14 protein-coding genes are annotated in these 13868 nt (G+C 70.1%); 5 read left to right on the top strand and 9 right to left on the bottom strand.

From position 1 onward, the window contains the following. Nucleotides 1-37: 37 nt before the first annotated feature. Nucleotides 38-520, bottom strand: coding sequence for a VOC family protein (locus QRN44_RS15990; protein ID WP_502928648.1), 483 nt, complete (start codon nt 518-520; stop codon nt 38-40). 32 nt (nt 521-552) lie between these two features. Next, nucleotides 553-1548: a non-homologous end joining protein Ku gene (gene ku, locus QRN44_RS15985; protein ID WP_285039615.1), complete on the bottom strand. Its 996-nt coding sequence runs from the start codon at nt 1546-1548 to the stop codon at nt 553-555. Between the two features lie 111 nt (nt 1549-1659). Between ku and QRN44_RS15980 the strand changes: the two genes are divergently transcribed. Next, complete coding sequence (locus QRN44_RS15980) at nt 1660-4104, top strand: ATP-dependent DNA ligase (protein WP_285039614.1); 2445 nt, start codon at nt 1660-1662, stop codon at nt 4102-4104. A gap of 27 nt (nt 4105-4131) precedes the next feature. Here the strand turns inward: QRN44_RS15980 and QRN44_RS15975 are convergent, their stop codons facing one another. Next, complete coding sequence (locus QRN44_RS15975; RefSeq protein ID WP_285039613.1) at nt 4132-4866, bottom strand: response regulator transcription factor; 735 nt, start codon at nt 4864-4866, stop codon at nt 4132-4134. Nucleotides 4867-4970: 104 nt separating this feature from the next. Between QRN44_RS15975 and QRN44_RS15970 the strand changes: the two genes are divergently transcribed. After that, complete coding sequence (locus QRN44_RS15970; protein ID WP_285039612.1) at nt 4971-6182, top strand: sensor histidine kinase; 1212 nt, start codon at nt 4971-4973, stop codon at nt 6180-6182. A gap of 6 nt (nt 6183-6188) precedes the next feature. Here the strand turns inward: QRN44_RS15970 and QRN44_RS15965 are convergent, their stop codons facing one another. Beyond that, on the bottom strand, nt 6189-7238 hold the full coding sequence (locus QRN44_RS15965; protein WP_121290541.1) for an LLM class flavin-dependent oxidoreductase: 1050 nt from the start codon (nt 7236-7238) through the stop codon (nt 6189-6191). 197 nt (nt 7239-7435) lie between these two features. Between QRN44_RS15965 and QRN44_RS15960 the strand changes: the two genes are divergently transcribed. After that, nucleotides 7436-7897, top strand: coding sequence for a DUF3817 domain-containing protein (locus QRN44_RS15960; RefSeq protein WP_079706044.1), 462 nt, complete (start codon nt 7436-7438; stop codon nt 7895-7897). A 42-nt stretch (nt 7898-7939) separates the two neighbouring features. Here QRN44_RS15960 and QRN44_RS15955 read toward each other — a convergent pair whose 3' ends face one another. Next, the gene (locus QRN44_RS15955; RefSeq protein WP_121290539.1) at nt 7940-8713 is read right to left on the bottom strand and encodes an alpha/beta hydrolase; all 774 of its coding nucleotides are present in this window, start codon (nt 8711-8713) and stop codon (nt 7940-7942) included. 160 nt (nt 8714-8873) lie between these two features. Between QRN44_RS15955 and QRN44_RS15950 the strand changes: the two genes are divergently transcribed. Next, entirely contained in the window at nt 8874-9872 is a 999-nt protein-coding gene (locus QRN44_RS15950) for an NAD(+)/NADH kinase (RefSeq protein WP_231884386.1), read from the top strand. Nucleotides 9873-9910: 38 nt separating this feature from the next. Here QRN44_RS15950 and QRN44_RS15945 read toward each other — a convergent pair whose 3' ends face one another. Then, on the bottom strand, nt 9911-10750 hold the full coding sequence (locus tag QRN44_RS15945) for a siderophore-interacting protein (protein WP_285039611.1): 840 nt from the start codon (nt 10748-10750) through the stop codon (nt 9911-9913). Nucleotides 10751-10817: 67 nt separating this feature from the next. Here QRN44_RS15945 and QRN44_RS15940 point away from each other — a divergent pair, with 67 nt between their 5' ends. Then, nucleotides 10818-11216 carry a hypothetical protein gene (locus tag QRN44_RS15940; RefSeq protein ID WP_121290535.1) on the top strand — a complete coding sequence of 133 codons (399 nt, stop codon included), beginning with the start codon at nt 10818-10820 and terminating at the stop codon, nt 11214-11216. A 66-nt stretch (nt 11217-11282) separates the two neighbouring features. On the opposite strand, the gene QRN44_RS15935 is transcribed toward QRN44_RS15940, so the two are convergent. The 3 genes from QRN44_RS15935 to QRN44_RS15925 form a co-directional block, all read right to left on the bottom strand. Next, the gene (locus QRN44_RS15935; RefSeq protein ID WP_064296128.1) at nt 11283-11798 is read right to left on the bottom strand and encodes a CarD family transcriptional regulator; all 516 of its coding nucleotides are present in this window, start codon (nt 11796-11798) and stop codon (nt 11283-11285) included. A 65-nt stretch (nt 11799-11863) separates the two neighbouring features. Then, nucleotides 11864-12589, bottom strand: coding sequence for a TetR/AcrR family transcriptional regulator (locus QRN44_RS15930; RefSeq protein WP_285039610.1), 726 nt, complete (start codon nt 12587-12589; stop codon nt 11864-11866). Nucleotides 12590-12879: 290 nt separating this feature from the next. Further along, nucleotides 12880-13868 (bottom strand): HNH endonuclease signature motif containing protein (locus QRN44_RS15925; protein WP_285039609.1); only part of this gene is annotated, 989 nt, incomplete at its 5' end.

Here is a 13868-nt window from a genome sequence, read left to right as displayed (position 1 = left end):
GCGGTGTCCCGGCGGTCGGTCGCTTGTGGAGGAGCCGCTATCGACCGTCCGCTGCGGCGACGAGTTCGGCGATGACGAGCTTGGTCTGCCCCATCATGCATCGCATGGCTCGTGCCGCGCGTTCCCGGTCGGGGTCGTTCTGCAGTTCGGTGAGGATGCCGGGCACGATCTGCCAGGACAGTCCCCAGCGGTCCTTGAGCCAGCCGCATTGGCTCGGGGCGCCGCCGTCGGCGATGAGGGCGTCCCAGAGTCGGTCGATCTCGTCCTGGGTGTCGGCTCTGACGGAGAAGGAGAACGCCTCGGTGAAGGAGAAGATGGGCCCGGCGTTCATCGCGCTGACGGGGAGGCCTTCGAGCTCGAACTCGACGACCATCGCCTGGCCGGCCGGCATGGGTCCGCCTTCCGGGTAGCGGCTCACCGAGGTGATCCGGGAGTCGGGGAACAGTGACACGTAGAAGGTCGCCGCTTCCTCGGCCTGTGAGTCGTACCAGAGGAACGGGGTGATGCGGTGCTCCATCATGTCGTGCTCCCTCTCGGCCCGGGCGTCGTCGCTCAGGCGCTCTTCTTGCGTTTCGTCGCGGTCGACGGCTTCGACGGCGCGGTCCTGGCGGTAGCGCTCTTCGCGCCGCTCGTCTTGGCGGTACCCGTCTTCGCTGTACCGGTCTTCGCGGTACCGGTCTTCGCCGAGCGGCTCGTCGCTGCGGGCTTGGCGGTGCCGGATCGCTTCGCCCCGCTCGCCGTCTTCGCGCCGGTCGTGCCGCGCTGCCGTTCGATACTGCGTTGCAGCACCTCCATGAGGTCGATCGGCTCGGCGCCCGTGTCGTCGTCGGGCTCGGGCTGCTCGCCGAAGGTGGCGGCGGTGTCGAGTGCGTCGCCCTGCTCGAGTTTCGCCTCGATGAGCTTCCGGAGCTGTGCCTGGTATTCGTCGACGAACGCGTCCGGGCGGAAGCGCGACGAGAACGACTCGACGAGCGCCTCCGACATCTCGAGTTCCTTCGCGGAGATGCGCACGCGTTCCTCGAGTGCCGGGAACCGCACCTCGCGGACCTCGTCCTCCCAGAGCAGCGTCTGCAGGAGGATGACGTCCTCGCGCACCCGGAGGGCGCCGAGACGCGTCTTCTGGCGGAGGGCGAACCGCACGATGGCCGTGCGGTCGGTCTCCTCGAGCGTCCGCCGGAGCAGGACGTAGGCCTTCGACGAGGAGGAGTCGGGTTCGAGGAAGTAACTGCGGTCGAACATGATGGGGTCGAGGTCGTCGCTCGGCACGAACTCGACGACCTCGATCTCGCGGCTGCGTTCCTCGGGGAGCGATGCCAGGTCGTCGGCGGTGAGGACCACCGTCTGCTCGCCGTCCTGGTAGGCCTTGTCGATGTGGTCGTAGCTGACGACCTTGCCGCAGACCTCGCACTTGCGCTGGTACCGGATGCGCCCGCCGTCGGCGTCGTGGACCTGGTGCAGCGACAGGTCGTGGTCCTCCGTGGCGCTGTACACCTTCACCGGGACGTTCACCAGACCGAAGGTGACCGCACCCTTCCAGATCGCGCGCATGACCGCTCCCGTCCGCCGGCGGTTCCGCCCGCGCTGTCGTGGTGACCAGTAGACACCCGGAACATCGTCAAGGGCTAGCCCTTGACGCCCGTGGGCGGCAGGCTGATCGCCATGGCGAGGACGAGCGGTGGCGGCGCGCAGACGCAGTGGGTCGACGTCGACGGACGCCGGATCCAACTCACCCATCTCGACAAGGTGCTGTACCCCGAGACCGGCACGACGAAGGCCGAGGTCCTCGCCTACTACGCCGCGGTCGCCGAACACCTCCTCCCGCACCTCGCCGATCGGCCGGTGACCCGGAAACGCTGGGTGCACGGCGTCGGGACGGCTGCGGCGCCGGAGTCCGGGTTCTTCCAGAAGGATCTGGGCACAGCGGCTCCCGACTGGGTCCAGCGGCTCCCCATCGAGCACAGCGATCACACGAACGAATACCCGATCGTCGACGATCTCGCGACCCTCACGTGGCTGGCGCAGTTGGGTGCGCTGGAGCTGCACGTGCCGCAGTGGCGGTTCGACCGATCCGGCGAGCGCCGTCCGCCCGACCGTCTCGTCCTCGACCTCGATCCGGGTGAGGGGGTGTCCCTCGTAGAGTGCGCTGGGGTCGCGGGCCTGGCGCGGGCGGTGTTGGTGGACATGGGGCTGGATCCGGTCCCGCTCACGAGTGGGAGCAAGGGGATCCACCTGTATGCGGCGTTGGACGGCCGGCAGAGTTCCGAGGAGGTGTCGCTCGTGGCGCATGAGCTCGCGCGGGCGCTGGCCGCGGACGAGCCGGGCCTCGTGGTGAGCGAGATGTCGAAGCAGCGACGCACGGGGAAGGTCTTCGTCGATTGGAGTCAGAACAACGGGTCGAAGACGACGATCGCGCCGTTCTCGTTGCGTGGTCGGTCGCGGCCGACGGTGGCGGCTCCCCGCCGGTGGGAGGAGCTCGACGATCCGGGGCTGGTGCAGCTGGAGTTCCCTGCGGTTCTCGAGCGTCTGGCGGACGGTGAGGACCCGCTGCGGGTGCTCGGCGACCCGCGTCCGTCGATCACGATCCTCCCGTCGGAGCACGAGGACCGGCTCGCGGAGTACCGGCGGAAGCGGGACGCGGAGCGGACGCCCGAGCCCGTCCCGGACGGACCGCCGTCGCCTGCCGCTGCCGGGACACCGCCCTCGTTCGTGATCCAGCGACACGAGGCGCGGAAACTGCACCATGACTTCCGGCTCGAGCACGACGGTGTGCTGGTGTCGTGGGCCCTGCCGAAGGGGGTCCCGACGGATCCGAGCAGCAACCACCTGGCGGTGCGCACGGAGGACCACCCCATCGAGTACGGCAGTTTCGAGGGGACGATCCCGGCTGGGGAGTACGGGGCCGGTGAGGTGACCATCTGGGACGCGGGCACCTACGAGCTGGAGAAGTGGCGCGACGACGAGGTCATCGGGACCCTGCACGGCCGGGCGGGAGGCGCGCTCGGCGGGCCGATGCGGTTCGCGCTCATCCGGACCGCGGGCGGGACGGGACGGGAGGCGCCGTCGTGGCTCATCCACCGGATGCGCGCGCCGGGTGACCCGCCCGCTCCACCGGTCGTACGGCCTCGTGGGATACCCACCCCCATGCTCGCGAGTGTCGCGGCACCCGGCGAGCTGGTCGACGACGGATCCTGGGCGTTCGAGATGAAGTGGGACGGCATCCGTGCGATCGCGAGCGTCGACGGCTCGACGGGGCGGGTGCGGTTGTCGAGCCGGAACGGCAAGGACCTCACGATGGCGTACCCGGAGGTGGTCGAGGAGCTCGCGACGTCGCTCGCCGGCCGTGCGGTCGTCCTCGACGGTGAGATCGTGGCGTCAGGGCCTGACGGCCGTCCCGACTTCTCGCTCCTGCAGCGTCGGATGCAGCTCACCGCGGAGCGGGACGTCGAACGGGAGCGCCGTCGGACACCGGTCCGTCTGCTGCTGTTCGACCTGCTCGCGCTGGACGACACGGATCGGACGGAACTGCCGTACCGGGAGCGTCGGGAGCTGCTCGAGCGGACGATCGCGTCCGGGACCGTCGTCCAGGTACCGCCGACGATCGACGGTTCGCTCGACGATGCGCTCGAGGTGAGTCGGGGGTTGCGGTTGGAGGGGGTGATGGCGAAGGAGCTCGACGGCCGCTACCGACCGGGTCGGCGCAGCAGCACCTGGGTCAAGTTCAAGCACGAACGCATGGAGGAGGTGGTGGTCGCGGGCTGGCGTCCCGGTCGGGGCGGGCGCTCGGGTGGGATCGGGTCGCTCCTGCTCGGGGTGCCGGGCGCGGATGGGCTGCTGCACTACGCGGGGCGGGTCGGGAGCGGCTTCAGCGATCGGGAGTTGGCGGCGACCGCGCTGCGCTTCGAACGGTTGGGTCGGGCGTCGACGGCTCTCGTGGGTGTCCCGCCGGCCGACGCGGCCGACGCCAACTGGGTGGAACCGGTCCTCATCGGGGAGGTCCGCTTCAGCGAGTGGACACCGGATGGACGGTTCAGGCATCCGGTCTGGCGCGGATGGCGCCCTGATCGGACGGTGGACGATCTCGAAGCGCCGGACCGCGGACGCTGAGCCCGCGCACCGACCGCGGACGTCGGGTCAGGACAAGCGGCCGGATTCGGAGAGGAGGGCGAGAACGGCCGACACCCGCGGGTTGCTCGAGGTGTCATGCTCGATCCCGAGTGCGGCGTAGATCGCCGTGAGGTGGTTCTGAACGGACTTCTCCGCGATCCCGAGCCTGGTCGCGATCCCCGTGTTCGATCGACCGGTCGCGAGCAGCTGCAGCACGGCGTACTGCCGGTCAGTGAGCGACTCGAGACTCGACCCCGCCCTGGGCCTGGTCCGGTCGATGAGTTCGGGATCGAGCATCGTCTCGCCGCGAGCGGAAACCCGGATGGCCTCGAGGAGGATCTCGCGCGTGAGTGACGAGGTCTTCGACAGGTAGCTCCACCCTTCGCGGACGTCGGCCGGCATCTCGAGCAGCATGTCCATCAGGTCGTAGGCGGACAGCAGGACGACACCGAGGCCGGGTTGCGCCCGGCGGAGGGAGACGCCGAGGCTCACCCCGTTGCCGTCGGGCAGCTCGATGTCCATGGTCAGCACGTCCACCGTCCCCGGGAGGAACAGCCCGCGGGCCTCGGCGACCGTACCCGCACGCCCGACGAACGTCACGCCTGGCGCCCCGTCGAGCAGCTCGGCGAGCATGCCGCCGAGCAGCGGCTGGTCCTCGATCACCCCGACACGCAGCGGCCTGGTGGTCGCGGCGTCCGTCGTCGCATCGTCGACCGTGGACAGCGCGGCGGGCGAAGGGTCGGAGTGCGACTGGTGGTGCATGTTCCGAGTATCCCGGATCGAGATGGGAACGACCGAGGGGGAAGCTCCCGAGCGACCGCACGTCGATGTCGGCGGTGGCGCGCACGGCAGGTCAGAATGGAGCCATGACCCAGGAGGCCCGGACCGCTCGCGCTGAGCGCTGGAGCGACAGCCGGGCGTTCATCACGGCCAGTGGTGCCATGGCAGCGGTCTTCGGACTCGCGGTGTCCTTCCAGAGCGTCTACATCTACACCTGGGTCGCCCCGGGTGGGACGCGTGGCATGCTCGCCGAACGGGTCACCGCCAACCTCGTCTCGTTGAGCGCGGCGATCCTCGTACTCGCACTCCTGCTGTGGTCGAGGTGGGGGCCGTCGCTCCACGAGTGGTGGCGCCCGAAGGTGCTCGGGGGTGTCCTCCTCGTGGCGGTGCTGACGGGGCTGCTGCGGAGCGGCCTCCAGCTGCTGCTGGGCGTGTACCGCGACCCGAGCTTGCAGACGGTCCTCGTCGAGGCCGGGACGACGACGCTCGCCCTGGCGGTCTGCGCGACGTTCGGGTTCAGCCTCAGTGCCGCCCGGCGACGCGCCCGCGAGCAGGAGCGCGCGCACGCCGATCAGCGACACCGGGCCGACCTCGCCCTCCAATCCCTGCAGGGTGAGGAGCTGCGGGTGAAGCGGGAGGTCGCGGAAGGGCTGCATGGCACGTTGCAGCAGCACCTCGTCCTGATCAGCGCCCAGCTCGCGTCCGTCACGACAGCACTCGAACGGGGCGGCCCGGACGTCGGGTCGGATGCGGCCAGGACCCTTCGGTCCCTCGGCGAGGAACTCCGGACCGTGCGCGAGCGCGACGTGCGCGAGCTCAGCCGGCTCCTGTCGCCGCCGCTGCTCGAGGTCGGGATCGCACCGAGCATCCGCGCGATCCTGCAACGGCTCCCCCCGTCGATCACCACCAGTCTCGACGTCTCTCCGGACTTCCGGCTCCTCGACGACCCGATCGACAACGTCTTCACGACGGCGGAGCGCGCGGTGGTCGTCCGCACGCTCGAGGAGGGCGTGACGAACGCGCTGACCCACGGGGCGGCCGATCGACTCGTCGTGGACCTCCGGGTCTCGTCGCCAGCCACCGAGCGGCGAGGGACGATTGCGGGCGCCGTCGAGCTGCGCGTCGTCGACAACGGCTCCGGAATCCGCGACGACGCCGAACCGTCCGGCGGCCTGCTGCAACTGGATCGACGGGCCGGCGCCTTCGGCGGGTCCCTCAGGGTCGGCCCGGCAGCCGACGAGACCGGCGGCACCGTCCTGACGCTGACGATGCCCTACCGCCCGCCGGCGATCCGCTGAACCGGATCAGGCGGTCGAGGCCTCGGTCAGCAGTTCGCGGACGCGCGGGACGACCGCGGAGCCGTACAGACCGATGCTGTCCATGAGGTGCTCGTGCGACAGCGAACCGTTGCTGATCTTCAGATCCACGCGGGACAGCCCCAAGCCGTCGACCGCGGTCGCGACCTTGCGTGCGACCGTCTCCGGCGAACCGACGAACAGGGCACCCTCCGGGCCGGCCTCCTGCTCGAAGTGCCCACGGGTCATCGGGCTCCAGCCCCGCTCGCGGCCGATCCGGTCCATCATCGCCCGGTAGTGCGGCCAGAGCTGCTCCTGCGCGAGCTCATCGGTCTCGGCGATGTGGGCCGGAGAGTGCATGCCCACGGGCTGGGTCGGCAGCTGGAACTGCGCGAGTGCGCGGTGGTAGAGGTCGACGAAGGGGGCGAACCGCAGCGGCCCACCACCGATCACGGCCAGCATCATCGGCAGGCCGTATCGAGCGGTCCGCACGACCGACTCGGGGCTTCCGCCCACACCGACCCACGTCTTCAGCTTCCCGTGTTCCACCCGCGGGTAGACCGACTGTTCCCGGAGCGGCGCGCGCGTCTTGCCCGACCAGGTGACCGGTCCCTGCTCGAGGAGGGCGACGAACAGCTCGAGCTTCTCCTCGAAGAGTTCCTCGTACTGCGACAGCTCGTACCCGAAGAGCGGGAACGACTCGGTGAAGGATCCGCGGCCCAGGATGGCTTCGGCCCGCCCTCCCGAGATGCCGTCGAGCGTCGCGAACCGCTGGTAGACGCGCACCGGGTCGTCGGAACTCAGCACCGTGACGGCGGATCCGAGATGGATGCGCTCGGTGCGGGCCGCGATCGCCGCCAGCACGACCTCGGGTGACGAGACCGCGAAGTCCTCACGGTGGTGCTCCCCCACCCCGATGAAGTCGAGGCCGACCGCCTCGGCGTGGACACCCTGCTCCACGACGTTGCGCAGGACCTGCGCCTGGGACAGTGGTGCGCCGTCGGCGTCGACCGTGACGTCACCGAAGGTGTCGATGCCGAACTCGAGGGGTGTGGTCATGGGGTTCTCCAACGTCGTGTGGCTCGCCGCGAGCTGTCACGGCGATTGTATGTGTTTGCATACATCTCGGTGAACCGCGTCGCTCTGACGCGTATTCCCGATCCACCCAGGGTGGCAGAACCGGGCGCCCGCTGGGAGCACCCTCTCAGCAGTGCCTGGCAAGCTGGAAGACCTGCACCCCGAGCCTTGGAGCCCCTGTGTCGCCGCGCCGCCTCTTCCGCCTGATCGCGATCGCCGAGGCGATCACCTGGACCCTGCTCATCATCGGGATGATCCTCAAGTACGTCACGAAGACGACCGACCTCGGCGTGAGCATCGGTGGCGCGCTGCACGGCTTCGTGTTCCTCGTCTACGGCGCGACGGTCCTGCTCATCGGCATCAACCAGCGCTGGCCCATCGGCACGATCCTCGTGGGCCTCGTGAGCGCCGTCGTCCCGTACGCGACCATCCCCTTCGACCTCTGGGCGGACCGCACCGGCCGACTCGACGGGGCGTGGCGCCGTGAGGCTGGTGCCGACCCGCGCGACCAGCGCGTGCTCGACCGCCTGACCCGCTGGCTCGTCCGACACCCGATCCTGCTCGTGGTCGTCGGCGGCCTCGTGGTCGTCGCCGTCTTCACGGCGCTGCTCGTCGTCGGGCCGCCGGTCCCGAAGGGCTGATCGTCAGGGTCCCTGCGGACCGCCGGGGCCCACCCCGCCCGCTCAGCCGAGCAGCTCGACCAGATTCCGCGTGATCTCGGAGCGGGCCTCATCACTGGAGATCGTCGCCGAACCGTCACCGGGCTGTACCCCGTAGTCACCGAAGCTCGCGTGGTTCGCCCCGCCGATCTCGACCATCGTCGCGTCGGCGGGCAGCCGGACGCGCGCGTCGGCGACCTTCTCCGGGGTACTCAGTCCGTCGTCGCTCCCCGCGAGGCTCAGCACCTCGAGGGCCGAGCCGGAGAGGTCGTTCGCGCAGTAACTCCCGAACAGGACGAGACCCGTCACCGCGGGATCCTCTGCGAGCTGGCAGGCGCGCACCCCGCCGAGCGAGTGGCCGCCGACGAACCAGGTGTCGACGTCCGGGGCGGCGGCGGTGAACGTCTCCAGCGGCCGTTGATCGAAGAACGCCAGGTTGAGCGTCGGCTTCGTGATGACCACGGTCACGCCGGCCTCCTCGACGACGCCGGACAGCTTGTACAGGTAGGCGTAGGGGTCGACCTTCGCCCCGGGGATGAAGACGAGACCGGTACCGGAGGCCGGACGCTCGGCGTCCGCGGTCGGGGCGAGGACCACGGCGTCGCCGACGTCGGTGACGGAGACCGCAGGGTCCTCCCACACCGCGAGTGCGGCGGGACGGGTGCCCTGCATGACGATCTGGGTCCAGACGACGAACCCGAGGACGACGACGAGCACCGTGCACAGGATTCCGATGAGGATCGACTTCAGCCGCCCCGCCCGCCGCGGTCGGCCAGGGTGCTCGGTCACATCGCTCATGTCGTTCCTCCACGCTCGGCGCCCCGCGAGGATCACGGCGGACCGGCTCCCTCCAGTATCCCAAACGCGGCCCAGGGCGCGTCGGTCGCGAGGCACGCCACTGCCCGCCGGGAGCCCGCGTCCCGGTCGTGCTGCCAGGCGATCGGCCTATGCTCGACGGGTGACCACCACTCGCACGAAGCACCCCACCGGGCCGTCGATGACGATCGGCCTCATCACGCACCCGACGAAGAACATCGACGACTCCGTCCGCATCCTCCGCTCATGGCAGCTCGAACACGGCGCGCGCCTCGTCGGACTCCGCGCGGAGGCCAACCGGCTCGGCGACGACGTCGAACTGCTCGACGAGGACGCCTTCGCGTCGTCGGTCGACGTCGCCGTGGCGATGGGCGGCGACGGCACGATGCTCGGCGCGATGCGGCTGCTCGCCGGCCGATCCGCACCGGTGCTCGGCGTCAACTACGGCAACGTCGGCTTCCTCGTCGAGGTCGAGCCGGCCGCGCTCGCTGAGGCACTCCAACGGGTCAGCGACAACGAGTTCTCCCTCGAACCGCACCACGGCCTCGAGGTGACGATCACCACCGGCGAGCAGGTCGCCCATCTCCTCGCCTTCAACGACGTCTCCATCGCCCGGCGCCCGGGAACCGGCGTGGTCATGGCCGACCTCGCCGTGGACGGCACCGCCTACGGGTACTTCAAAGCCGATGCGATCGTGATCGCCACCCCGACCGGATCGACGGCCTACAACTACGCGGCCGGCGGGCCGGTGCTCTCCCCCGCCGTCGCCGCCACCGTCGTCACGCCGGTCGCGCCCATGTCGGGCATCGACCGCTCGTTCATCCTCGGGCCGGCGGAGCGCCTGCAGTTCTCGATCGGCACGGCGACGAAGCAGGCCGCCGTCGAGATCGACGGCCAGGTCCTGTCCGATGTCGCAAGTGGCGCGGTCGTGACCGTCCGGCTCGTGCGCGACGCAGCCAACGTCGTGCGACTCGACCCGAGCCGGCACTCGCGCAAGGGCCGGATGAAACTCAGCCTGCTCGACCTCCCGTTGCGTCGCGATCAGCTGCTCGACCTCGTTCCACCGGACATCCGGGCACGCGTCGAGCGTCCGTCGCGGGTCCGCCGGACGCGCAGCAAGCCGGCCGACCCCTCACATTGAGTCAGGCGCCCGCCCGCAGCGCGGCGCCGGGGCGGGCGTCACGAGGCCGGCAGGACGACCCCGATCGGTTCGCGCTTCTCCGCCTGGAAGCGGTCTTCGGTGCGTCCGTAGGCCCAGTACCCGGACAGTGAGAGCTGGGAGCGGTCGAGCCCGCGCTGGGTGAGGAACACCTCACGAAGTGCTTTCATCGACTCCCGCTCGCCGTGGGCGAAGACCTGCACGCGTCCGTCAGGCCACGGGTGTCCGGTGATGGCGGTCGCGAGGAGCGCGGCCGTCGATTCGTCGCGGGCCGCACGGCCGACCCAGATGAGCTGCACCCCGGCCGGGTGGTCGAGCTCGACGAGGTCGTCCCGCCCACCGATCTCGAGGAACGCGAGCCCCTTCGCTTCCGCTGGGAGCGCCTCGAGGGCGGCGGCGATCGCGGGGATCGCCGACTCGTCGCCCGCGAAGAGGTGCCAGTCGGCAGTCGGGTCGGGCCGGTAGGCACCGCCGGGGCCGGCGAGCACGACGCGGTCTCCCGGCTGAGCGGCAGCGGCCCACGGGCCGGCGATGCCCTCGTCGCCGTGCACCACGAAGTCGATGTCGATGGTGCCCGCCGCCTGGTCCACGCGTCGCACCGTGTAGGTGCGGGTGACCGGGAGGTCGGCGGGTGCCAGCGTCTCACGGAGCGCCGCGAGGTCATACGGTGGCTCGAGGCCGAGTTCGGGCTTGGCGAAGGAGATCTTCACGTAGCTGTCGGTGGCGTCCTTGGGCTGGAAGTCGGCGAAGCCTGGACCGCCGAGGGTGAGGCGCACGAGGTGCGGTGTGACCCAGGAACTGCGTACCACCTCGAGGATGATCTGTGGACGTGGGGCTCGAGGTCGCGGTGTCGTCGTCATGATTGTCTCCATTCTGCCGCCCATCGGACGGTCTCGGCATCCCCGATCCCGCTGTCATACTTGAGGGATGGCTACGACCGCAGGCTGGTACCCGCACCCCGACGACCCGACGAAGGAACTCCACTTCGACGGCGAGACCTGGGGCGACTCGAGGGTGCTGCGGTTCCAGCGGGACAAGCCGTCGCAGGCCGACGCCGCGGGCTGGTACCCGCACCCGACCGACGAGGAACGCCAGGTCCACTTCGACGGACGAGCATGGACGGACACGCGGGTGTTGCAGCTCAGCGGCGGCGCGTCCGCTGACGGCGGGCAGGCTCCGGTCTACGTGTCGCCCGCCGAACTGCCGGCCCCGGAACGCGAGAGCCGCGCCTGGACGATCACCAAGGCCGCCCTGTCCTTCGGGCCGATCATCGCCATCGCGGTCGTCGGCGTGCTGGCGATCGTCAGCGGCAACACCGGGAGCTGAGGCACCCTCCACGACGACGAAGAGCGCCCCGCCGAACCGGCGGGGCGCTCTTCGTCTGCATGGGTCCTACTTGGCTGCGACGGCCTCGGGGGTCGCGATCGACGAGGCGAGCACCTCGTCGAGGCCCGCGGACGCCTCTTCGTCGGTCATCGACTGCGCGAGCGCGAGTTCGGAGACGAGCACCTGGCGCGCCTTCTGGAGCATGCGCTTCTCGCCGGCCGACACGCCGCTGTCCTGGTCGCGACGCCACAGGTCGCGGACGACCTCGCCGACACGGTGGACGTTGCCACTGGCCATCTTCTCCTGGTTGGCCTTGTATCGACGCGACCAGTTGCCGGGCTCCTCGACGAACGGCTCGCGGAGCACGCCGTAGACGGCCTGGACGCCGTCGTGGTCGATGACGTCGCGCACACCGACGAGGTCGGCGTTCGCGATCGGCAGCTTGATGGTGAGCTCGGACGTGTGCACGCGAAGCGTCATGACGTCCTGCTCGACACCCTTGATCGTCACCTTCGACAACTCGGTGATGGTGACCGCTCCGTGGTGCGGGTAGACCAGGGTCTCTCCAACGATGAACTGCATGGTTCCTCTTCTCTTCTCAGGTCGTCACCGGTACTCGCGCACCGGCGTCGTCGTGCTCCGGCGGTTCAGCGGCCGGATGGTTCGGGGGTCGGTGGTGGCGGTGACGCGCCGACGGGTCGTTCGTCGAGCAGCCAGGCGGGCAGCAGGGCGACCAGGGCTTCGACCAGTTCGTCGTCCGAGACGTCGATGCGTCCGCGGCGCCAGCCGTCGACGAGGGAGAGCGTGCCACCGGCGACATAGGCGGAGACCAGGCCCGCCGGGATGCCGACCGGGACCTCGGTGCGCTCGAGCAGCGAGCCGATGAGGTGGTCGGCGTGCTCGCCGACGAGGTCGTCGAATGCGCTGCGGGCGACGGGGAGCTCGAGCACGCTCGAGTAGAGCGGTGCGTCTTCGAGGAGCTGGGCGACGAGGCGTCGGTAGGCTTCGCGGGCGCGCTCGGCGCTACCCAGCGACTCGCCCGCGGGCCGCACCGAGACTCCGGACGCGGCAAGGCCGGCGAACTGCACCCGCAGGTAGGCCGCGGTGAGGTCGTCGAGGCTGGCGAAGTGGGCGTAGAACGAGCTGCGGCTGATCCCGGCGACGCGGACGATGTCGCCGACGGACACGCGTTCCGGCCGACCCGCCAGAATGGTGGCGACGGCGTCGAAGATCGTCTGCCTGGTGCGCTCGGCACGTGGGTCGCCCGTCGCTCGGAGGACGGGAGTGAAGCGCTCGACGCGCGACGGCGGAGCGGGACGTTCTGTGGTGGACTGCTCGACACCGAGGGCGGGAACTCCTGATGTGCGAGGCATTCCCACCAGTGTACCACGACTTCTCGGACAGCTGTCCGAGACAGCACCTGTCGGCTTCGAGTGGGTCCCTCCTCCAGGTCCATCCGGGCACACCTCTCTCCCCCGAGCCGGGGCAGCGCGACCCGAGTGCCCTTCGACAGGCTCAGGGACCGAATCGTTCCCGGACAACCTCCCCCGGTCACTGAGCTTGTCGATGTGCAGCACGGCTCGGGAACCGAAGCGGTGCGGACAGCCTCCTCCCGGTCACTGAGCTTGTCGAAGTGCCCACGAGGAACCCTTCGCCGGCGGGTTCAGAACGGTGCGGGATCGGGTGCCGTCCGGTGGTATCTGCCGTCGGGTGTCGTCCACTCGAGCACCCCACCGGGTCCGTGGTCGAGGTTCCATCCGGGGAGGTGCTTCATCCGGTGGTGATGTCGGCACAGGCAGGCGAGATTCGCGACATCCGTGGTGCCGCCGTCCGCCCACGCGACCGAATGATCGAGATCGCACGCTCTGGCCCGTCTGCCGCAGCCTGGTGCGCGACAGGTGCCGTCCCGAAGGCGCACCGCCCGTTGGAGATCGGCCGGGACGCGGTACTGGTTTCGGCCGACGGAGAGGACCGCGCCTGTTTCCGGTTGGACGAGGATCCGGGTGAAGCTCGGTGCGTTCACCGCGATACGCGCCGCGGTCTCGGGGTCGATCGGGCCGTAGCCGTCGAGGGTTGCCGGGGCCTCGGAGACGCCGGCCATGCTGAGTGCCGGGACGGTGATCTGCACGGTCGGTGTGATGTGTTCCTGGACCTCGATCGGGTGCGGGAGCACCGGGCTCGACAGGACGTCTTCAGGCGTCACACCGGTGAGGGCGAGCGCCGCCAGGGCGTCGGCCTGCAGTTGGGCGCAGGTGCGGGTTTCGCCAGATGCGCGTGATTCTGAGGCCGCTGCCTCGACCCGCTCGATGATGCCCTGGGCGATCGGGGCGGTTGTGAACAGGTGCACCCACGCCATGCCGTCCGCTGCCGGTTCGAACTCGACCCGGCGGTCCGCCTCGGACCGGACCGCTCTCGCAGTGATCGATTCCGGGTGGAGCCGCTCGCGCAGAACGCGGGCGCGCTTCCGGAGGTACGCATTGGTGGAGTGTTCCGCGACCGGCAGGACTTCCGCGAGGAACACCGCCCGCCCCGCGGTCGGGACGTCACTGAGCTGGTCGACGATCGTCTGCGCGTGCCGTGCCGAGATACGACCGGCCTCGAGCGAGGCGAGCACGGCCGGCGCTTCGTTCACGAGGCGTTCCGCGTCGTTGC

It is taken from the genome of Plantibacter sp. lyk4-40-MEA-4, assembly GCF_030209415.1.
In the GTDB taxonomy this organism is placed as follows: Bacteria; Actinomycetota; Actinomycetes; order Actinomycetales; family Microbacteriaceae; genus Plantibacter; species Plantibacter flavus_A.
This window is presented reverse-complemented; position numbering and strand designations above follow the sequence as displayed.

What these genes read in the sequence shown, in the direction of transcription:
- QRN44_RS15935 (WP_064296128.1), bottom strand. Translation starts at nt 11,798, where the DNA reads ATGCAGTTCATCGTTGGAGAGACCCTGGTCTACCCGCACCACGGAGCG.
- QRN44_RS15955 (WP_121290539.1), bottom strand. Translation starts at nt 8,713, where the DNA reads ATGAGCGATGTGACCGAGCACCCTGGCCGACCGCGGCGGGCGGGGCGG.
- QRN44_RS15980 (WP_285039614.1), top strand. Translation starts at nt 1,660, where the DNA reads ATGGCGAGGACGAGCGGTGGCGGCGCGCAGACGCAGTGGGTCGACGTC.
- QRN44_RS15945 (WP_285039611.1), bottom strand. Translation starts at nt 10,750, where the DNA reads ATGACGACGACACCGCGACCTCGAGCCCCACGTCCACAGATCATCCTC.
- QRN44_RS15940 (WP_121290535.1), top strand. Translation starts at nt 10,818, where the DNA reads ATGGCTACGACCGCAGGCTGGTACCCGCACCCCGACGACCCGACGAAG.
- QRN44_RS15975 (WP_285039613.1), bottom strand. Translation starts at nt 4,866, where the DNA reads ATGCACCACCAGTCGCACTCCGACCCTTCGCCCGCCGCGCTGTCCACG.
- QRN44_RS15930 (WP_285039610.1), bottom strand. Translation starts at nt 12,589, where the DNA reads ATGCCTCGCACATCAGGAGTTCCCGCCCTCGGTGTCGAGCAGTCCACC.
- QRN44_RS15990 (WP_502928648.1), bottom strand. Translation starts at nt 520, where the DNA reads ATGATGGAGCACCGCATCACCCCGTTCCTCTGGTACGACTCACAGGCC.
- QRN44_RS15970 (WP_285039612.1), top strand. Translation starts at nt 4,971, where the DNA reads ATGACCCAGGAGGCCCGGACCGCTCGCGCTGAGCGCTGGAGCGACAGC.
- ku (WP_285039615.1), bottom strand. Translation starts at nt 1,548, where the DNA reads ATGCGCGCGATCTGGAAGGGTGCGGTCACCTTCGGTCTGGTGAACGTC.
- QRN44_RS15965 (WP_121290541.1), bottom strand. Translation starts at nt 7,238, where the DNA reads ATGACCACACCCCTCGAGTTCGGCATCGACACCTTCGGTGACGTCACG.